This window comes from Okeania sp. SIO2C2 (genome assembly GCF_010692625.1).
In the GTDB taxonomy this organism is placed as follows: domain Bacteria; phylum Cyanobacteriota; class Cyanobacteriia; order Cyanobacteriales; family Microcoleaceae; genus Okeania; species Okeania hirsuta.
Genome location: NZ_JAAHGM010000058.1, coordinates 1 through 21,278, shown reverse-complemented (window position 1 = coordinate 21,278; position 21,278 = coordinate 1). Strand labels below are relative to the sequence as shown.

The following is a 21,278-nucleotide window of genomic DNA, read 5'->3' as shown; positions in this document are numbered from 1 at the left end:
CATAATCTATAAAAATAGGGCACATAAATATTATTGTGCCCCAGCATTTCCTAAAATAATTGTAGGGATGCTCCTTGGAATGTTCTTACATTCTTTTTCACAGATATCTAATTTCAAAACTTGAAACTTTTCTCTACCTAAAACTTAATCAAAATTCGACCGCTTCTTATAGTTACCGGATACTGTTGCAAGGTCATTTCTGGAGCAGTCAAACATTGTCCGGTTGCTAAGTTATATTTAAAGTTATGAAATGGGCAAGTGAGAATACCTTCTATTACTTCTCCTTCATCTAAAGGTTTGGCTAAATGACTACAACTATTACGATAGGCAATAACATCATTACCCACACGAGTCAAAATTAATTTCAACCCATCCATATCAACAGCTAAAATACCACCTTTCGGTATCTGGTCAATATTTGCTAAAGCAACCCAACCTGTTTCCTCTTGTGCAACAAAGGGACTCGCAATAGTATTGCTTGCTTTTCCAGTAACTGGAGTATTGACCGAAACTACATTTTTGATTTCCGGACAGTGGGTTTTAATTGCCTGCTCGACTCCATCTTTCATGGTTAAGGTTGAAGCAGGACAATTACTACAGTTTCCCACTAATTTTACTTCCACGGTATCCGGTAGTTTTATGGCAAGTAATTCCACATTGCCATTATGACTTTGCAGACCGGGACGCACTTCATCTAATGCCTGTTGAACCCTGATTTCTAGAGAAGGCGTAGGTGGTTTAATTAATTCGTGGTAACGCAGTAGACTATAAACTACTTCATCTTGCACTGCCTGACGCAATGCTGGCATAGATTCCTGTTTAACACTACGAATTAATCGGGTTAAAGCTTCTTTGTGTAATGCTTCTATGGAATTTTTCAACCCTTCAACCACTACTTTTTGATTTTCATCCCAATGAGCGATCGCCTGCTCAAAATGATTAATATCAGATACTAGAGATTCTAGACTCACAGACTCTTGCAAGGGAAGTTTGGCTTGAGTCATTTTTATTATTTTCTTCCTATTGCAACTTCAAATCTTTCAGCAAAAATGGCATAGAGATTCCAGTTGCCAAACTAGAAATAATAATTGGAAACAATAGTGTTGTTCCCATTTGTGCCATTACTATTAGTAATAGAGCACCAAAAGAAGTACCTATGGCTACTTGTTTGAAAAAATAAAATGGATTTCGTAGTAGTTTTCCTTTGAATAATAATTTGGTACTAAACCAACCGACTTCTAGCATAATTGTTTCTCCTTTTTTCAACTGTTAGTTACTGTAGGGTTGCACGAATATATTCATTTATATTCATTGCATGGTTTGAAGTTTGTAACAAATACTCAAACATTTAGGTAGTGGTGCATTGTAATGGTGGTCTATTTTAATTATTTTTCAAGGACAAAAGCAGTGGAAGCATCTTGCTCCCTTGCTCGTATCTTGCTCCCATGAAGCACCATTGTTCATCCCCATCTACCATTACACAAGTAGGACTACCTGATTGTCAAACCTGTCGTTGCCAACAACTAAAATCTTTTCAAAGATTTACAAATATGATGCAGCAGATTTGATATACGAATCCATTAGCGAGGGAGACGCTCAACATCTGTGCATCTTACCTAAATCAATGTCTTGCTGCTTCATAAAACCGATATAAAACGTCTCTCTTGGTGCGCGTTCCCTCTCTTGGTCAGCATTCCCTCTCTTGGTCGGCATTCCCTTGCGTCTGACGCCGACGCGGGTTCCGACCGCAAGCGAGCTGGCGTCGTCGCGGGGTCTGACCGCTTGCGTCTTGCGCCGACGCGGGGTCGCACCGCATAATTAGTGACATTTTAATGTTTACTTCCTGCTTTCCTACGGAATGCTATGCAAACAACTGAGACCGTTGGCGGTTACTCATACACAGGCATTGACGGTCAAGCGGACCGCATTTTTTAAATTAATACTCGCATTCAGATCGCGGTCTATAGATATCCCACACTCAGGGCAGTCAAAGCTCCTAAACAAATTTTAAAATTGCCAAGCCAACAATAACTGCCGGAATCACACCAGCAGGGCCAAACAATCCACCAATCATGGCAGCTAGACTATAACCTAAATCTTTTCCTGCCAACCATATTCCACCAATAGCACCAGCAATAATCGAAATTCCGCTAGCAACTCCTAGCCAGAATATGGCTGTTAGTATTGTAATTTCTCCAGTAACTAAGTTACTGATAAAAATTTGAAAGCCTGGTATAGCTTCCAAGTCTGTAATCAGAGTACTGACAACGGTAATTAGACCGCTCATTTTGTTTATCCTCCTATCTAGTAGTAACTGCTGAGTCAAAATCAAAAAGTGATAGTTCGCTTTCTACTGCTGCTAATGCTTCGGAAACTATTGTTGCTCTTTCTACTTGGCTATACTGACAAAAAATTGCTTGAGCTTCTTCATAGAGCATTTTTGCCTGGAGTAGATTTTGCTGATTTCCTGTTTCTGGATGTTTTGGATTATCTGGTAAGTTGTATAGCAGGTTGGCTTTATTAGAGATAGTGGCTGCATACTCTAATGGTGTATCTTTTGCTGTACGGACTTTCAAGGCTTCATTGTATGCAGTCAATGCCCGCAAATTATTGTCTATCGGATGCAGACTGGGGAGGTATTGTAAAGCATTGGCCAGGTTGTTCTGCAACATCGCGTATTCGTTGGGATGTTCGATGAGGTTAACTACCTTTAATGCTTCCTCAAATGATTGTACTGCCATTGCTTGTCGCATACCCTCTCTTTCTGGAGATAGGGTCATCGAGAGATAAGCGATCGCGATGTTATTCTGCAATATGGCATATTCTTGTGGGTGTTTATCTGCGGTAAATATTAGTAACCCCCGCTGATATGCTTCTATTACCTGTTTCATTGTTGCCAAGTTAAAACTAACTAATGCTTGTAATACCAAGCCTAAATTCATTTCTGCTTCTGCAACTTCTTCAGGTATTCCTTCTTCCCTTAATATTTCTAGGGCAGTTTCATAAGCTTCTCTTGCCTCTAGCAATAGATCGGGTCCTTCTCCTGGCATAGCTCTTAAGGCTGTTGCCATTCCTACCAATGCTCTTGCTTGCAGCAGAGGATAATCGTTGCTGGATAATTCTATAGCTTGTTGATATAGGCCAATAGCATTATCCAGTTGTTTAGGGTCTTTTGGTTTTTGTTGCAACCCATTTGCCATTTCTATCAGCATCTGAATTTTTTCTGAAACATTTGCTGATTCAGATTCAATGGCATTCAGTGCTGCTCTAACAGAGGTATCACTAATAGTTTGAAGCACAATTTTTAATAAATTAGTATTTTCAACGAAAATATGTTGTTTTTGTGATGATTATCCAAGTCTAACTTTCAAGTTATTTTTATTTTATCAATATACTTAATTACCCTCTTATTGTTTATACTCTTTTTATATTTTCACCGAATTTGAGTAATATTATCGATCGCATACTACGCTAAATCCGGCGATCGACATAACCAATATTTATCATTTTCTTTGTGGGTTTAATACCCCACCGTCAACTGGAGTGTTCACGCATTACTTGGGGGAGCGTAGACGCGGAGCGGCAGGTCGTTGACTATCCCCATGTAATTTTCCTCCTGTCTCCTGTCTCCTGTCTCCTGTCTCCTGTCTCCTTCTTCAAGAAGGTAAGGAACCAAACTTTTGGGGAGACGGGTGGCAATATCCGCATCGGGGCAAAGGAAATATCCTGTTTTTAGCAGAGAGCTTGTTTGTAAAATCCCAAATATGACTACTATAACTTTGAATAAGGGTAACTACTTTTACGATTCTGAAAGCGCAAGATTCTGTTATTTAGAATATTACCATCTTGGATTTCAATGGCTTTATCAATAGTCATGTTCTTTTGCCATGCTTCTTTTCCTCCCATAACAACATTAATAAAAGGGATAATGCACTGGCTAATTTCATAAGTAGAGGAATTCCAGAGATATGTGGGAGTATGATCTACAGCGTAATATGTAATACCTCGATTCATTTGAACTGTGGGTTTTTCAAATGAGTTAGGAACAGCAAAGCTAAAGCCCATTTTATAATCGCAACTTACATCTATTATCAGAGTTCCTTCTTTGATAAGTTCGAGTTCACCATCCGTAAAATACATGATTGGATAATCTGTATCTTGCAAAGTGCAATTAACAATAATGTCATAACTAGCCAATTCTTCAGCAATACTTTTAGTTTTGCCATTACTCTCTTTGACCACAACTTCTGTAGAACCAGACTTATACCTCATAAACTGTTTAATGCGACTCGAAGAAATGGGCGCAGATACAGTATAAGGTGAACGTTGACTATAAATGTATATATCATGGAATCCTTGTCCTAATAGAGCTTGTAGAGCGCCTTTAGCTGTTGAACCAAAACTCAAAATGGCGACTTTTCGTGGAGGGCCATAGTAACCTGTTAATCCTGCAAGTTGAAGTGCATGAAGAACACTGCAATATCCAGCTATTTCATTATTTTTATGAAAAATATGGATACCTTTACTCTCGTTTAATTTCCAAGTAAACATAGCTTCATTTGAAATAAAAGTCATTTTCTTGTCAATACCTACTTGAGTAATAGACTCTCCTTGTACGCAATGAGTCCAACCCCAGAGAATTTGACCTTCCTGAAAGTAAATAAAGTCCTTCTGTGTAGGTTTAAGTAAAAGGATTATATCGCACTTCTTAAACAATTCTTCACGACTCATTATCCCTGCAAATAATACTTCTAACTTTTTTTTACTGACGTTAAATCTATCTCCATACCCATTTTCAATAAAAATTCTCTTCCGTAGATGTTCATCAATTCGCTCAAAATGAGATGGAAAAATTGGAACTCTAAATTCATTTTCTTTATTAGAAGTGCCAACTATTCCCATGGTCAATTGATTCTCTAACATGACTTTATTCTATCTATTATTACAATTTTCTATCTATTATTACAATTTTTGACGTTGGTAAATAGAAAGATTAATTGAACGCGCCAAATAAAATTGGTATTAATGACCGTTAATTTGTTGACAATAACCTTTTTTTATGATATATAATTAGATGTAATTAAGTTAATTCAGCAGATATAAAAAACAGAAATTTCCGACAATATTCAGGAGTATTAAATAGAAACTATGAACGACCAATATCAAAAGCTAGCCCAATTTTATGACGATATTGTTCAAAATTGTTCAAAAGTACAGGAACTACCATGAAATTGCTGGCGAACTGGCTGAAGTGATCGGAGATGCTAGAGATTTATTAGATATCGGAATAGGTACTGGGTTAATTGTAGAATATTTATTGGACATTGAACCCGCTTACAACATTACCGGACTAGAAACAAAAATCTGTTGCACAGTTTTAGGTGGGTAACACCACTACCAAATAATAGCTAACTCCTGACTCCCGATCTTAATACAGATGTTCTATTGAATACGAATTTAAAAATTTATGCTATTCAAATCCTTTCTTTACTTCTAACTACTAAATCCTGAATTCTGACTCCTGACTTCCCCTCCTGGGAGGGACCCGCGGGTGGGTTGACTCCTGACTCCTTAGCTATACGATAAACATCCCAGTCAACCTAAACAAGCAGCTAAATCTTCATCCGGAGTAGCGATCGCCTGTAAATTATACTTTTGGCTCAACAACTGGAACACATTGGGCGAAATAAATGCAGGTAAAGTTGGCCCCAACCGAATATCCTGAATTCCCAAATATAACAAAGTCAACAATACAGCTACCGCCTTCTGCTCATACCAAGACAAAATCATCGACAACGGCAACTCGTTCACACCCATATTAAACGCTTTTGCCAAACCTACAGCAATTTGAATAGCTGAATAAGCATCATTACATTGACCAACATCCATCAACCGAGGAATTTCCCCAATCATACCCATTTCTCGATCGAAAAAGCGGAATTTACCACAAGCAAGGGTCAAAACCACACAATCTTCTGGAACCTTTTCCACAAACTCCGTATAATAATTGCGGTCAGGTTTTGCTCCATCGCAACCACCGACTAAAAAGAAATGACGAATTTTTCCTTGCTTGACCGCCTCTACTACAGTATCAGCAACATTCAACACTGTATTCCGAGCAAAACCAACCATTACCTGTTTTGGTTCTCCATCTTCAGTAAACCCAGGCATCGACAACGCCTTTTGAATTACAGAAGTAAAATCAGGCATACCATCTGTTGTCGCATCTAAATGAGTCATTCCGGGATATCCCACCGGACCAATACTAAACAACTTATCCTCATAATTTTCATGGGGAGGCATCAAACAATTAGTTGTCACAATAACTGGACCAGGGAACTTAGCAAAATCCTTAGTCTGATTCTGCCAAGCGGTGCCATAATGACCGTAGAAGTGAGAATATTGTTGCTTCAAAAGCGGATAACCGTGGGCAGGTAAAAGTTCTCCATGAGTGTAGACGGTAATGCCAGTATTCGCAGTTTGTTTTAAGATTTCTGCGAGTTGTCTAATATCGTGACCGGAAACTAAAATTGCTTTTCCTGTCCGGGGGTTCAACGGTACGGTAGTGGGAACAGGATGACCATAGGTTTTAGTATGACCTGCATCTAAAAGTTCCATTGTTTTGAGATTAATTTCTCCCACTTTCAATGCTAGGTTTACCCAGTCATTAAGGGTCAGGTTTTGGTTATCCAGGGCAACTAATGCTTCGGCGATGAAGTCATAAATTTTTTCATCCTCTTCTCCCAACTCCTGAGCATGGAAATTGTAGGAAGCAACACCTTTAATGCCATAAATAACGGTGAGTTTGAGGGAGAATATATCAACATTACTGCCAGAGTGGGTAATAAATTTCAGGGAAGCATTTTCGCCTTGAAGGGATAAGCTTTCAGTATAGTCTGGTTGGTAGTTAGCTAAAGCAGACCATTGAATAGATGTATTAGTTTTTTGGATTTTGGTTTTCAGGTTTTCCCGGTGAGCGATCGCCTGCTTGATATATTCAGCAAAGCTTTTTTTGTTAAAGTTAACATTTGTCATTGTGGCAAATATTGACTCACAGATGAAAACGTCTATTTCTCTAGTGGGAATGTTTAATTCTTTTGCTCGGAGTCTGACTTCTGCCAACCCACGCAAGCAGTAAACCAATAAATCTTGTATGGCGTTGAGTTCTGGACTTTTGCCACAAGATCCCCACTGATGACATCCTTGTCCACTGGCAGTTTGTTCGCATTGTTCGCAAAACATAGACATAATTTTTTTCTCCTATTTGGTGTTCTTTACTGTAGTTTCGTTTCGGTGCGTTACGCTACCGCTAACACACCCTACTGGACTACTGGACTGACACACTTTAAATGTTGCATTAGATGGGATATGGGGGGATGGGGGATGAGGGGATCAAGACACCTAGAAACAAAAATCTATTGCACAGTTTTAGCTGTGTCAGTCTACTACTGACTAGCTGTATTGACTAGCTATAAACTATTATATTTCTTCAAAGGACTTAATTTCATTAAAACTTAATATTTCTATATACAACAAAATCAAGTTCGATGGATGTATTTTAATAGTAAAAAAATCAGAATAAATAACCGATTTCAACTATTAATATTCCCAAGATATCGAACTTGATTTAGTATTTTACAGCAGTTTCCGAAGCTATGATGTACGGTTGTTTTTATTCTTTTCTGTTCCCTGTTCCCTGTTCCCTGTTCCCTGTTCCCTTAAACCTAAAATTTTGTACCTCATAACAACGGGAAACGCTGTATATTCAAACTTTTGCTGTTTGAGACATTTGTGAATTACGCTCAAAGCTAATCATATTAGCAATAGATTCTGGTAATTCCTGCAAATCATCTGTATCTTGAGAACCACTTAAAGGAGAGACAAAAGTATAACAAGGGTCACATTCACCCGTATCATAAACCTGAAGAATCCAATAATCAGGATATCCTTCTATTGCTACTTCCACAATATACCAATTAGGCTCTTGTTTCGTATTTCTAATAGTAAACCACTCTTGTTCTGCCTGGGGAATTTCCCAATCATTCCCCAAAAAATTAATGGCTAATTTTTCTGCTTCTGTCTGAGAAAACATAACATTAACTATCTACATGATCTTTATCAAAATAATATGGGTCGCGCAACCCCGCTTTTTAAAGCGAAATATTTTTGGAGCGAAGCTCAAATCCCCTATTTCCCCTCCTGGGAGGGGCGGGGGTGGGTTGGGTTAGGGGTGGGTTAACTTCTGACTTCGTTAACCCTTATGGGTTTAATACCCCACCGTCACCAGGGGTGCAAATGCGGTTGGTAGGGTGAGAATACCCATCAACTCCATTCTCCTGACTCCATTCTCCTGACTCCTGACTCCTGACTCCTTCTTCAATGAGCAGGTGTTGTAGCAGCTTCAGGGTCAGGATATAATCCTAATTGTTTAGCTAATTCACGAGCAAGATGGAATAAAAACTTAGCTCCATCTTGATTGCCATGATGAATTTGTGCTTGACCAACTTGCATTAAAACTGACACAAAACCAGCATCAACTAATTCAATATTTTCATCTAAAACATCAGGCTCTTTTCCATTAGGACATTGCACTAATTTATCAATTAATTCATAATATTGTTCTGTTCTTTGTTCGTCCATGATAATTTCCTTGTGTTAAGTTTGTGCTAAGTTTAAGGAAGAAGAAAAAGGTCAGATAGGAAGAAAGTAAAAATACAAATCTCCAACTCCTAATTCTCAACTTCCAGCTATTAATAACTAAGTAGAGTAGATAGGGAAAAATCTTTGTATATTTACTACTCAGTTATATTTTCTGTTCTGTGTTTCCTAATGCCAAAATGTTAAATTCATTTTGGGCGTTGGTGATTTGAGGTATGATGTCTTGTCCGGATAAGAGCGCAAACAAAAAACTTTCTCCCTCTACTACTCTTTCTTCTTCTTTCTTTCCTTCTGACTCCTGACTCCTAAATAATTAAGATTAATATCATACCCTAATTTACCAACGCCAAAGTTGATATAAGTTCTTGAAAAACCTTCTCAGCAGAACGCTGAACTACAAAAGAAAGTTCTAGACCAAAATCCAAATTTTCAGCTTCTATTAAATAGACAATTACATCTTCAGGAAAATCCTCCCGAAAGATTTTTCGACCCACCGCTAGAGCGTTATCCCAACGAAAATCATGCAAACTATAACTAGGTTCTGGCAGTGCTTCCAACTCCGAACTAGGAACTTTAAATATTGCACCTGGTTCAGAACCGGTAGCACTAGCATCCAGAATAATTAATTGCTGAGTTCCTCGTGCCTGAAACATCACTTCCATTCCCGCAGTACCGCAGTCATAAACCCGGACATTTGGATGAGGATGTTCAGTCAGATATTGCTGCAAGCGTTGAGCAATAATTACTCCTACCCCATCATCACTACGGTTAAGATTACCGCAACCAATAATTGTCAACATTATTTATTTGTTAAGTGGGGTATTAGATGTGCTGAAAAGTAGATTTTGTCTAGCTTATTAACTTTACGTCCTCAACACTAACCCATTTTTTCAACCGTTTTTGTAACCTAGTAACATATATTTGAAGTTAGAAGTCAGAATTCAAAAGTCAAAAGTCAGAAGTTAAGTTATTGTTGTGAGTGAGGCAAGAGAATTTGATAATTTTGGCGATCGCTCTGTCTACTAAATATATTGGGAGGCAAACAGTAGCATTAAATTGTTAAAAAGATAATTATTATAAGAAAAACTTTAGATTCCGAATATATTTATCGCTCAATACTCAAGCTAACTTTTGTAGTGTTTTGCCAAGGTCTCTGAAGGCAACTCCCCAAACATAGCTTTGTAATCTTTAGTAAAATGACTTCGATGGTAGAACCCAAATTGACTGGCGAGGGTAGCGATCGTACAACTTTCTGGATCGCTTGCTTTTAGGTGTTGTCGCACTGCATTGAGTCTTCGTACCTTGAGATAACGCATGGGACTCATGCCAAATAAGTCCTGAAAACCATAAGATAAAGCAGAACTGCTAGACTCTAAATTTTCAGCTAGCTGTTTCAAGGTTAGGGGTTTTTGTAAGTACCCTAACATTTTTTTCTCTGCTTGAGTAATCAACTTTCCTCTTCGAGAAGGTTTCATGAAATTCTTGGAATTGCACTTAATGGGAATATGACTAATTAACAAAGGAAGGAAATCATCAGCAACGAGTTTCTCAATATCAGGTTTTTGTAACCAATTTGGTTTGTGTACTGCTAACCAAAATAGTTGTTTCAGGTAATCTTTAATTTCTTTCATCCCAGTTGGTAATAAATTCACATGATTTTTACTCAGCAAATTATCGTCTATATCGTCGCGTTGTAGTTTGTCTGCATAAGTATCAAAAGTTTTGACAGGGATATGAATCTCTATTATCGCTCCACCTTGAGAAACTAATAAATCTGCTTCCATTTTATTGAAACCAAAAAGAGTCCTTTGAGGATTGACAAGGTGACGGTAGGAGTAAATTTCTCCTTCATTCTCAAACCAGGCGATAGAAAAACAAAAGTATTCTTTCAATTCCTCACCAAAAGATTGAGTCCCTTGATTTGTTTGACAATATATGAAATATATTTCACCAACCTGAATTGAGAAAAAACTAGCTTGAAGAGAGCCAGGAGTAAGTTGTATTATTTCTAGTCCAGAATAGGCAACAAACTCTTGGAAACCATCCACATCTGTAAATGATTTGGAGACAATATTATGATTGCTTGTCTCAGAATTATCTTGAGTTTGGGTAATTTTACTTTTGTCTAAATCTATAATGTTACTCATTTTTGCAGCACTTCTTCTAAATACGAAAGCAGATACCTACTTGGGAACTGCTCCTGTTGGTTCGTTCTCAGCGAATGGTTACGGTATGTATGACATGACGGTAACGTTTGGGAATGTACTGCCGACTGGTATCGGGTTGAATGAAAGGATATCGCTTATAGCGTTAATCCAGAAGGTATCAGGCAAGCTGAAAGTTTTGATCCCAAAAAAACCGCCGAGGGTGCAGTAGCAGTAGACGTGATTAAGGGTGATTCTTACCTCTTTGCGTCCAACTATTGCAGTTCTTTATGCCTTCTTTCCCAACGTTTCTGAAGGCAACTCCCCAAACATGGCTTTGTAATCTTTAGTAAAATGACTTCGGTGGTAGAACCCAAATTGACTGGCGAGGGTAGCGATTATACAACTTTCTGGACTGCTTGCTTTCAGGTGTTGTCGTACTGCATTGAGTCGTCGCACCTTCAGATAACGCATGGGACTCATACCAAATAAGTCCTGAAAACCATAGGATAAGGCAGAACTGCTAGACTTTAAATTTTCAGCTAGCTGTTTTAACGTTAGGGGTTGATCTAAGTGCCCTAAGATTTTTTTCTCTGCTTGAGTAATCAACTTTCCTCTTCGAGAAGGTTTCATGAAATTCTTGGAATTGCACTTAATGGGAATATGACTAATTAACAAAGGCACGAAATCATCAGCAACGAGTTTCCCAATATCAGGTTTTTGTAACCAAGTAGGTTCGTGTACTGCTAACCAAAATAGTTGTTTCAGGTAATCTTTAATTTCTTTCATCCCAGTTGGTAATAAATTCACATGATTTTTAGTCAGGAATTTATCGTCTAGATCGTGGCGTTGTAGTTTGTCTGCATAAGTATGAAAAGTTTTCAAAGGGATAGAAATCTCTGTGATCGCTCCACCTTGAAAAACAAAGTCAAATGCCATTTCATTGAAGCCAAAAAGAGTCGTTTGAGCCTTGATGGGGTGACGGAAGGTGTAAGGTTCCCCTGAATTCACAAACCAGACGATGGCAAAAGAGTAGTATTCTTTCAATTTATTACCAAAAGCTTGAGTCCCTTGATTTGCCTGAGCATATATGAAATGGATGTCACCAACCTGAATTGAAAAATAACTAGCTTCAAGAGAGCCAGGAGTAAGTTGTATTATTTCCAGCCCAGAATAGGCAACAAACTCTTTGAAACCATCTATATCTGTAAAGAATTTGGAGACAATTTTCTGATTGCCCGTCGCAGAATTATTTTTAGTTTGCGTAATTTTACTCTTGTTTCTATCCATCAATAAAGTGCTTTTTGCTCCAGTCCATTAATAGAAAACAATCAAATAAATATAAGTAAAACTTATTTTTTTTTTTGACTTAGTTTATCAATTTCTATAACTCAAAAAGTTGGAATTTTTGGTTATCCAAAATGATAGATTACCATTAAACTAATTTTCGAGTCTTCGGATTGCTCCGTTGTGCTATGGAGTGGGTATAACCCCTAATTCGATAAATCAATTCAAGGGTGTCCAACTGATAAAGTTCCGATCGCTTACTTGGAACTCTAAAGTCCATCTCACGGAATCACCAATGGCCATCAAACTTCTTTCATTGCAGCTTTTTGTCCCTGTTTAACTAGCTATCAGCAAAGCTGATTGCTGAACTGGTGAAAGCTTTTTAAGTGTGAGATAAGTTTTTGAAGCTATATGAAAATTAATTAAGGAGATCATTTTTGTGATTCTTTGCATGAAAATGGGTGTTACTATGGCGATCTCCCTATTGCTTGTGGTGTCAGGCATTTTGCCTTAGTTCCCAACAGCCGCAGCTTTAGCCCAAAAAACTACAACCTGACCCAACATTCTTTGGATCATGGGTGATAACATCAACTGGTTTAACATTAGTGAATACAACCTGAGCATAAGAGGTTTCTATGTTGAAATATAGGCGCAACAGCGCCAAAATATTGCGTTTACTGCCAACGCAAAAAACGATCCGACAAGGATTTAAGGCAGTTACATTGTCTCTCCTAATCACTGTTTTTTCGATCTGCGGTATCTTGCCTAGTTCAGCACTAGCACAATCGCAACTGATAGACACAGAGACAGCAAAATCTCATCCTAATATTCTCGTGATTTGGGGAGATGACATTGGTTGGGAGAACGTATCTTCTTACGGTATGGGGACCATGGGGTATACCACGCCAAATATTGATCGGATTGGTTTCGAGGGGATTCGCTTCACCGATCACTACGCCCAGCCAAGCTGCACAGCCGGACGAGCAGCATTTATTACAGGCCAGTATCCCATCCGCTCTGGTATGACTACCGTGGGACAACCTGGAGATACCCTTGGACTGAAAGCAGAATCACCCTCTCTGGCGGAAGTTATGAAGGAGCAGGGTTACAGAACTGGTCATTTTGGTAAAAACCACCTGGGCGATCGTAATGAACATCTGCCGACTGTCCACGGATTTGACGAATTTTTTGGTAATCTCTACCACCTCAATACCCAAGAAGAAGCTGAACAGCGAGACTATCAAAACTTCGGTGAGAAGTATTCGGGTAGCCTAGAAGCCTACGAAAATAAGTTTGGCACACGAGGTGTAATCCACTCCTTTGCCACAGATACTTTTAATAATGCCATAGATCCTCGTTTTGGAGTCGTGGGTTATCAAACTATCGAGGATACTGGTCCTCTTACCCAAGAGCGAATGAAGGATTTTGATGGAGGGGAAGTAATTCCAAAAGCACTCCAGTTCATGCAAGATTCTAAGGATCAGGATAAACCGTTTTTTGTCTGGCTGAACACCAGCCGTATGCACCTTTACAGTCGGCTAAATGACGAATGGCGTTATGCAGCCGAAGACTATACCAGTGAAGCTGATTATCACGGTAGCGGGATGCTTCAGCATGATCATGATATCGGTGTTGTCCTGGATGCCCTTAAAGATATGGGTGTAGATGATAACACCATCATTTGGTATTCCACAGACAATGGCCCCGAACATTCTTCCTGGCCTCATGGGGCAACCACACCCTTCCGAGGTGAAAAAATGACCACTTACGAAGGTGGAATTCGTGTAATTTCCATGCTTCGATGGCCGGAGATGATCAAGCCTGGTCAGATACTCAATGGAATTCAGGCTCACCAAGATATGTTCACCTCCCTTGCTGCTGCGGCTGGTGTACCTGATGTAGTACAGAAGATGGACTATGAAAAACATCAGTACATTGATGGGGTTAACAATCTTGATTACTGGACTGGCAAGACGGACAAGTCGAACCGCAACTTACTGTTCAACTATTACGAAAGTATCTTGGCCGGAGTGCGAATGGGGCCGTGGAAGTTCCACTTTTCCACCAAAGAAGACTACTACGCCAATCTTGTTCCTCGTACTATGCCCCTATTGTTTAATCTGCGGATGGACCCATTTGAAAGCTATGACACGTCAGATGCTTACGGACACCTTCTGCAAAAAGTGTCATGGCTTTTCCAACCGATGAGCGAAAAGTTAGGCGAACATCTTCAAAGCTTGATTCAATATCCCCCAGTACAAAGTGGAAAATCCTTTAATTTGTCGAATGTGATTGACGATACCGTTGAGGGTATCAAGGATCAACAAACCAAGCAGGCCCTCAAGAATATGGCCGAGCAACTTGATGCGTTGACGAATCAGGGTTTGCAGTAGTCTATTTAGCTTCGATTTTGACCGAAAATCATTGATGAGATTGACGTGAGTATGGCTGACTAGCTGTTCATCTGTAGGGTGGGTATTACCCACCCTCATAGGATTATTGCCCTGGAAAACTGATGACAACAAATTGATTGATGAACTATTGCATCTCTAATTCAGCCTGTAGGGTTCCGAGCAAGCGATCGGGACTCTACAGGCCATCCCAAGGCTATCCATGTTGTGTTTTGGGATGTTCCTGAGATTGTGTTAACCCCTTTTACGAGGTTTTATCTATGTTTTTTAACGGTCTTTTGAACCGGATGGTGAGAGGGATTGTGGTGTTTACGATCGCCACTTCTCTCCTCCTCACAACAACTGTTCCACCAGTAATGGCACAGCAAATTCTACCCCATCCCGACGCCCCATTTGCGGGTAAAGTTGGGCTAACCGTTCCCGACTCTCTACCCGATATACCGGAACTGAAACTGCCTTCTACCTTTGGTATCGAAAATGCTCCCAATATCCTAGTAGTGATGTTGGATGATGTAGGTTATGGACAATTTGGTACTTTTGGTAGCCCGATGATTAACACTCCGACGATGGATCGGGTGGCAGACAACGGCTTGCGCTACACGCAATTCCACACCACTGCACTCTGTTCCCCCACACGAGCGGCTCTACTCACTGGACGAAACCACCACTCCGTAGCCACTGGTGCCCTGAGTAATGGCTCAACGGGATACCCTGGATATAACAGCATTATTCCCCAAAATGCCGCCACCTTTGCCAAAGTCCTTCAGGCTTATGGTTATGGCACTGCCTGGTTTGGCAAAAACCATAACGTTCCAGAATGGGAAGCCACGGAAGCTGGACCCTTTGAACATTGGCCCACAGGCTTAGGGTTTGACTACTTCTATGGGTTTATCGGGGGCGATAGTGACCAATACCACCCTCCCATAATTGAAAATACAACCCGTGTCGAACCCCCGGCAACCAACGCCGATGGTTCGCCTTATCACTTCACCACTGATTTAGCCGATCATGCGATTAACTACATCAAGACTCAAAAAGTCCTGATACCGGAAAAACCCTTCCTGGCTTATTTCGCCACTGGTGCTACCCACTCCCCTCACCAAGTTCCCCAAAAATGGCTCGACAAATATGACCAATATAAGGCAGAACACAACGGGGAAAGTATGTTCGCTATGGGGTGGGATCAATACCGCGAACAAACCTTTGCTCAACAGAAGGCGTTAGGAGTAATTCCCCAAGATGCTCAACTAACCCCTCGTCCTGAGTCTTTACCCGCCTGGGATTCTTTAACGGCTGATGAACAAGCATTATATGCCCGGATGATGGAAGTTTGTGCCGCTTTTACCGAGCAAACCGACGAGGAGATCGGTCGAGTTATTGATGCGATCGACGAGATAGGTGAATTAGATGACACGATGATTATCTACATCGCTGGCGATAACGGTTCCAGTGCTGAAGGAGGTATTGAAGGACTTCTGAATGAAGTAACCTTTTTCAATGGCTTGGATGAATCCCTTGATAGCAAACTAGCCGCCATGGATACCCTCGGTGGGCAGATGCACTATAATCACTTCCCCTCTGCTTGGGCTTGGGCAATGGATACACCCTTCCAGTGGACAAAACAGATTGCTTCCCACTTTGGCGGTACTCGCAACGGCATGGCAATTTCTTGGCCAGATCGGATTAAGGACATTGGTACTACCCGCTACCAGTTCAGTCACATCATTGATATTTTCCCGACTATTTTAGAAGCCGTGGGTATTCCGGCTCCAGTTAAAGTTAATGGGGTTGATCAAAAGCCCATCGAAGGCACAAGTTTGGTGTATACTTTTGATGATGCGGATGCTGAGACTCTTCATACCACCCAATATTTTGAGATGCTGGGCAACCAGGGGATCTACGATCATGGCTGGATGGCTAGTGCCATGCGGGGTGAGCCTTGGCTTGACCAAAACGACGACTCCATTGATGTGCTGCACATGAACTGGGAGCTTTACAACATTAATGAAGACTTTTCCCAGGCCAACGATCTAGCTGCTGACCCTGAGAATGCAGACAAGCTAGATGAAATGATTAAGCTCTTCTATGCTGAAGCCTCTAAATACAACGTCTTTCCTCTGGATGACAGCAAAACCGAACGATTTGATGAGTCCAATCGCCCGACTCTTACTGGCCGTCGCACCAACACCTATCCCGATCATTTCCGCACCAGGGAAACGGCAGCACCTGACATGAAAGGCAAGAGCCACACCATTACAGCAGATGTTGTCTTTAACACAGGTGATAAAGGGATACTACTCACTATAGGGGGACGTTTTGGCGGTTTTGGACTATTCATCAAGGATGATCAACTGGTTTACCACTACAATTTTGCCGGGATAGAGCGCTATGATATAAAGTCCACTAGCCCTTTACCGACAGGCGAAGTTACCTTTAAGGCAGAGTATATTACCGATAGTGAGGAACCTGAAGCTGGAGCAACAGTTACTCTATATGCTAAGGAAACTGATACTCCAGATACTGAGTACACTGAGATTGGTCAAGGTCGCGTTGAGAAAAGTCTCCCAGTTAAATTTAGCCAGGACGAAACCTTCGATGTGGGCTTTGATACAGGGACACCTGTAATTGAAGACTATTTTGATGAAATGCCCTTTGACTTCACTGGAACCTTAAATAACGTGACGGTTGATTTGCCTCCCGATCAACCTGAAATCAAAGTGGGGAATCAAGAATTTTGGGACTCAATAATTCAGCAGGTTGAGAAACGTTATTCCAACAAATAGCGATCGCTATTCGATATTCAGAGTGTAGTTTGGGTTTCGTTCCTCAACCCAACCTACGGTTTTAACTCAACATTCCGGCTATAGTCAGCCGGGATATTTCCCTCTTTATCATGTTCGCTAAACTCAAATCAAACCTATTACAAACCATTGATTGATGAACTATTGCGTCTCTAATTCAGCCTGTAGGGTTCCGAGCAAGCGATCGGGACTCTACAGGCCATCCCAAGGCTATCCAAATTGTGTTTTGGGATGCGGCCTGAGATTTTGTTAACCCCTTTTACGAGATTTTATCTATGTTTTTTAACGGTCTTTTGCACCGGATTTTGAAAGGAGTAGTAGCAGTAGCGATCGCCATCTCTCTCTTACTGAGTGCTGCTACTCCTCCTGTGATGGCAGCCGATTTTGATTGGGAAGAAGAATATGCTTACAGCCTCGGGGTGCAAGCGTATATTTATGCTTTTCCTTGGGCCTATATGTCAGACGCTTACTGGACTCGTATGACGGGTGAAAATGGCACAGTCAACCAGTTTTTCCACTACCGGGAACTAAGGGATGATGAGTTTGTTGGAGGCGGTGGTGCCCCTAACAACGACACCCTATATTCTCACGCAGTTCTCTATCTCGGAGGCGAACCCCTGATTTTGTCCGTACCGAAAATGTCTCGGTATTACACATTTGAGATGGTTGATTACCGGGGAGATAATTTTGCCTATGTGGGTGAACGTGCCACTGGAACAGAAGCGGGTAACTATGCCATTGTTGGTCCTAATTGGGAAGGCGAGCTGCCTGAGAATGTACAGAAAATTGAAGGTTTTTCCACTACGCCTTGGGCATATCTCTTCGGGCGAACTCTGGTGGAAGAGGAAGAACGGCAAACAGGCAACCTAAATGAGCTATATGACATTCAAAACCAGTACAAGTTGACACCTCTGTCTCAGTGGAACAATTCTGCTGCTCCAGAACTAGTATGGCCCGAACTCTTGGAACCTGACGATTCCTCCGACGATCCCCTTGTGGACTGGAAGAACATCAATCGCGCTATGGTTGACAATCCGCCTGATCCCGCAGATACTGCTTTGCTGGATTTATTCAAGGGTATTGGCGTTGGGCCTGGGTTAGATGTGGAACTCCAAAGTGAGAGTACCAAGCGCGGTCTTGCACGCGCTGCTGTCGATGGTTTACAGATTATCAGGGATGCCTTTGCTAACGGGTATGCCCAGAACCAGGTTAATGGGTGGAACTACCCACCTCCATATACAGGTAGACCCTCATTATCAGGGAATTGGTTGTTTCGTGCAATTCAGGCCGAAGCTGGTTTCGTTGGCAACGATCCGATTGAGGCAATTTACATGAATGTATCGCTGGATGGGGATGACAATCCGCTGACCGGGGCAAACCGTTATGAACTAAAATTCGAGGATGGTCAAGAACCTGAGGTGGAAGCTTTCTGGTCAATCACCATGTATAACCCAGATCGCACCCTGGTCGCGAATCCGATAGATCGCTTCTTAGTGGGAGACCGAAGTGGCATGAACAAGGCTGAGGATGGTAGTACCACAATTTACATCCAGCATGACCTGCCAAGCGTTTGCTCCAGTCAGGAGGATTGCCCCAACTGGCTACCCGCACCCGAAGGAGATTTCTTTATGTTCATGCGTCTCTACTTACCGGGCTACCCAGCATTGTCTCAGTACTGGGAACCCCCCAGTTTGGAGAATCTCGGTCCTGCCGAACCTTCTGGTGGTGCGAGCTAACTGTCGTTACCGATAGAGTGGGTTTTGTTCGCCCTGATTAACTAACCAGTTAGATCGCCAATCTCGTTGCCAATATTCTTTTATGGTGGACAAAACAGCCTACTTCGTTCTGATTGCTCCCCGATACATTGGCAAGAGGCGATCGCATTTTGGGATGCGTCCCGAATTTTGTTAACTCTTTCTTATTAGGTTTTACCGATGTTTTTGAACCGAATGTTGAGAGCGATCGCGAGTCCCTACACTAGCTGGGTCTTTGATGAAGGCACAACTCGTATGCCTGAATTCACTGCACCGGGTCTAGGTCGTCAAAGCAACCTGGTTACGATCGATGTCGATCTGAAAAAAAATGCTTCCGGCGTTCTCTATGCCTTGGGAGGTTCCGGTGGCGGTGTGAGCTTGTTTATGGACGACGGAATTCTCAAGTACGAGTACAATATGCTGCTCCTAGATCGTTATAAGGCTGCATCAGATGCACCGCTCTCTGATGGTCATCACACCATTGAAGTAGAAACAACCATTGAGAGTTTAGAGCAATCAGGTGAAGTGGTTACAGGTGAAGTGGTTATACGAGTGGATGGTGATGAAGTCGCTGACCCAATCACTATCGAACAAGTCGTCATCGGAGCCTTCAGTGCCAGTGAAACCTTCGATGTGGGCACGGATCTGGGGGCACCGGTTTCCCTAGACTATGCTGATTTTGCTCCCTTTGAGTTCGATGAGTCCGACGGGACGATTCACACTGTGAAAGTGGAGCTTGGAGATTCAATGGAGCGCATCCCAACTTCGGAAGATATGAGTAATGAAGACTTCTGGGACATAATCATTCAGCAGCTTGAGAAACATTATTCAAGCAAATAGCGATCGCTATTCACAGGACTTACCCATGAGGTAGGAAAAAACGCAGGTCATCCAACAGCCGAATCGAATGCCTAAGTAGCTAATGAATTTAGTCTCGATGGGGCGGATTGAGTGACCCAATTGGGTGAGCAATGCTCACCCTCCTTACTCGGAACATTGAAGAAGGAGACAGGAGACAGCTATACTGGAGACAGGAGGAAAATTACTTATGGATTCGCTCCCCCAAGTAATTTTGAACACCCCCGTTGACGGTGGGGCATTAAACCCACAAAGAAAATGATAAACCTTACAAACTAGGACTAACAAAAATATGTCGAATATAGATCAAGCTTCTTCAGCTACTATTAGAAAGCAGAATGAATACATAGAACTTGCTCAATTTTATGATTTATTGATGCAAGCAGGTTATTAGGATTATCAAGCCTTTGTTAACTCACTGGCACTAATCTTAGAGACCCGAACAAAAATCCTGGATGTGGGTATCGGAACTGGTTTAGGAACAAGAATTAAATAAGATCCATAATTTATGACACTTGTGGTTGAGCAGTGTTTTCAAATTGTTGATTCCGTTGGGGATGTTCATCTATTGTTATACGTTTTTGGGCTTGACCCTGGCGATAGTTGTGCTTTGTTAACAGTTGGTCTACAACTGTAACACTGACTGTTATGCCTTCCTCTTTTAAGAGTTGACTAATCTCTTGTCGAGTTAAATTTGTCCATTTGAGTTGTTCATTCGTTGGTGAACCTGCTGTATGTTCAGCAATGACTTTGAAAAATGCTTCGTCTAGTCCTTCTATGCTTGATATCGCTGATTTACCTCCTCCTCCACTACGACGCACCTTACTCATACTCATTGCTGAAGAATCATCAAGTTCATCTATTCCCAATGGAATTGTGTAGTAGTCACACCGAAATAGTAGGTTAATATAACTGATTCCACCCCATCCCAGTTTGAGCGCTTCTATCCCAGCATAGCGACGACGATCTTTTTCCGATAATGAGTTATACAGTTTTTTCATTTGTTGCTCTACTTTTTCAGAATAAGGATTCATAGAATTAATATAATTAGAAGTTAAAATTGTATGACAATCAGCCTATCATTACTGAGTCTATTTTTGGATCTTATTTAATTCTCATTCCTTAGTTGCCGTTTTGTGAAACTTGAAAATTACAGATAATATCCAGTTCAGATCATCAGTTGTTATAGAACCCCTAACCGTATCTTTTCTGTCCAAGATTATACTAAGTCGCGATCGCCAACCTGTTAAGCATCAGTCGAATCAAACAAAGATTAATCTTGGCTGTGGCATTTTCCAGAGTTCTTTTCCTGCCGAATGCTGCGCAAACAAAATTTTTAGTCAAGCTTTTACACCTTTCCATCCA

General features: G+C 41.1%; 20 protein-coding genes. 6 read left to right on the top strand and 14 right to left on the bottom strand.

Going from position 1 to position 21,278, the window contains the following annotated elements; genetic code table 11:
- Positions 1-137: 137 nt before the first annotated feature.
- From F6K18_RS29015 to F6K18_RS28990, 7 genes are all read right to left on the bottom strand, one after another.
- Entirely contained in the window at positions 138-1,004 is an 867-nt protein-coding gene (locus F6K18_RS29015) for a NifU family protein (protein WP_287526015.1), read from the bottom strand.
- A 16-nt stretch (positions 1,005-1,020) separates the two neighbouring features.
- Positions 1,021-1,245 (bottom strand): hypothetical protein, encoded by a 225-nt coding sequence (locus tag F6K18_RS29010; protein ID WP_124143866.1) that lies wholly within the window; start codon positions 1,243-1,245, stop codon positions 1,021-1,023.
- A 648-nt stretch (positions 1,246-1,893) separates the two neighbouring features.
- Entirely contained in the window at positions 1,894-2,004 is a 111-nt protein-coding gene (locus F6K18_RS36955) for a zinc ribbon domain-containing protein (protein WP_124143865.1), read from the bottom strand.
- Positions 1,997-2,287 (bottom strand): hypothetical protein, encoded by a 291-nt coding sequence (locus tag F6K18_RS29005; RefSeq protein ID WP_287526013.1) that lies wholly within the window; start codon positions 2,285-2,287, stop codon positions 1,997-1,999. Before F6K18_RS29005 ends, F6K18_RS36955 begins: the two co-directional genes overlap by 8 nt.
- Positions 2,288-2,300: 13 nt before the next feature.
- The gene (locus tag F6K18_RS29000; protein WP_124143863.1) at positions 2,301-3,299 is read right to left on the bottom strand and encodes a hypothetical protein; all 999 of its coding nucleotides are present in this window, start codon (positions 3,297-3,299) and stop codon (positions 2,301-2,303) included.
- A 248-nt stretch (positions 3,300-3,547) separates the two neighbouring features.
- Positions 3,548-3,676: a hypothetical protein gene (locus F6K18_RS28995; protein ID WP_287526011.1), complete on the bottom strand. Its 129-nt coding sequence runs from the start codon at positions 3,674-3,676 to the stop codon at positions 3,548-3,550.
- Positions 3,677-3,771: 95 nt separating this feature from the next.
- Positions 3,772-4,923: a N(5)-(carboxyethyl)ornithine synthase gene (locus F6K18_RS28990; protein ID WP_287526008.1), complete on the bottom strand. Its 1,152-nt coding sequence runs from the start codon at positions 4,921-4,923 to the stop codon at positions 3,772-3,774.
- 268 nt (positions 4,924-5,191) lie between these two features.
- On the opposite strand from F6K18_RS28990, the gene F6K18_RS28985 reads away from it, so the two are divergent.
- On the top strand, positions 5,192-5,389 hold the full coding sequence (locus F6K18_RS28985; protein WP_287526005.1) for a hypothetical protein: 198 nt from the start codon (positions 5,192-5,194) through the stop codon (positions 5,387-5,389).
- A gap of 206 nt (positions 5,390-5,595) precedes the next feature.
- On the opposite strand, the gene hcp is transcribed toward F6K18_RS28985, so the two are convergent.
- The 6 genes from hcp to F6K18_RS28955 all read right to left on the bottom strand — a co-directional run bounded on the left by hcp (position 5,596) and on the right by F6K18_RS28955 (position 12,092).
- Complete coding sequence (gene hcp, locus F6K18_RS28980) at positions 5,596-7,242, bottom strand: hydroxylamine reductase (protein ID WP_287526052.1); 1,647 nt, start codon at positions 7,240-7,242, stop codon at positions 5,596-5,598.
- 523 nt (positions 7,243-7,765) lie between these two features.
- Positions 7,766-8,092, bottom strand: a complete 327-nt coding sequence (locus tag F6K18_RS28975; protein WP_287526003.1) for a hypothetical protein — start codon at positions 8,090-8,092, stop codon at positions 7,766-7,768.
- Positions 8,093-8,376: 284 nt separating this feature from the next.
- Positions 8,377-8,640, bottom strand: a complete 264-nt coding sequence (locus tag F6K18_RS28970; protein ID WP_287526000.1) for a hypothetical protein — start codon at positions 8,638-8,640, stop codon at positions 8,377-8,379.
- A 350-nt stretch (positions 8,641-8,990) separates the two neighbouring features.
- Positions 8,991-9,458 carry a hydrogenase maturation protease gene (locus tag F6K18_RS28965; protein WP_287525998.1) on the bottom strand — a complete coding sequence of 156 codons (468 nt, stop codon included), beginning with the start codon at positions 9,456-9,458 and terminating at the stop codon, positions 8,991-8,993.
- Positions 9,459-9,782: 324 nt separating this feature from the next.
- Positions 9,783-10,805, bottom strand: a complete 1,023-nt coding sequence (locus tag F6K18_RS28960; protein ID WP_287525995.1) for a helix-turn-helix domain-containing protein — start codon at positions 10,803-10,805, stop codon at positions 9,783-9,785.
- Between the two features lie 285 nt (positions 10,806-11,090).
- On the bottom strand, positions 11,091-12,092 hold the full coding sequence (locus tag F6K18_RS28955) for a helix-turn-helix domain-containing protein (RefSeq protein WP_287525992.1): 1,002 nt from the start codon (positions 12,090-12,092) through the stop codon (positions 11,091-11,093).
- A gap of 632 nt (positions 12,093-12,724) precedes the next feature.
- Here F6K18_RS28955 and F6K18_RS28950 point away from each other — a divergent pair.
- The 5 genes from F6K18_RS28950 to F6K18_RS28930 all read left to right on the top strand — a co-directional run bounded on the left by F6K18_RS28950 (position 12,725) and on the right by F6K18_RS28930 (position 20,144).
- Positions 12,725-14,482 (top strand): arylsulfatase, encoded by a 1,758-nt coding sequence (locus F6K18_RS28950; protein WP_287525989.1) that lies wholly within the window; start codon positions 12,725-12,727, stop codon positions 14,480-14,482.
- Between the two features lie 278 nt (positions 14,483-14,760).
- A complete protein-coding gene (locus F6K18_RS28945) occupies positions 14,761-17,283 on the top strand; it encodes an arylsulfatase (protein ID WP_287525986.1) in 2,523 nt (840 codons plus the stop codon).
- Positions 17,284-17,576: 293 nt separating this feature from the next.
- Positions 17,577-19,037, top strand: a complete 1,461-nt coding sequence (locus F6K18_RS28940) for a DUF1254 domain-containing protein (RefSeq protein WP_287525983.1) — start codon at positions 17,577-17,579, stop codon at positions 19,035-19,037.
- Positions 19,038-19,310: 273 nt separating this feature from the next.
- Positions 19,311-19,895, top strand: coding sequence for a hypothetical protein (locus tag F6K18_RS28935; RefSeq protein WP_287525981.1), 585 nt, complete (start codon positions 19,311-19,313; stop codon positions 19,893-19,895).
- A 120-nt stretch (positions 19,896-20,015) separates the two neighbouring features.
- A complete protein-coding gene (locus F6K18_RS28930; RefSeq protein WP_287525980.1) occupies positions 20,016-20,144 on the top strand; it encodes a hypothetical protein in 129 nt (42 codons plus the stop codon).
- 275 nt (positions 20,145-20,419) lie between these two features.
- On the opposite strand, the gene F6K18_RS28925 is transcribed toward F6K18_RS28930, so the two are convergent.
- The gene (locus F6K18_RS28925) at positions 20,420-20,947 is read right to left on the bottom strand and encodes a hypothetical protein (RefSeq protein WP_287525978.1); all 528 of its coding nucleotides are present in this window, start codon (positions 20,945-20,947) and stop codon (positions 20,420-20,422) included.
- Positions 20,948-21,278: the final 331 nt, after the last annotated feature.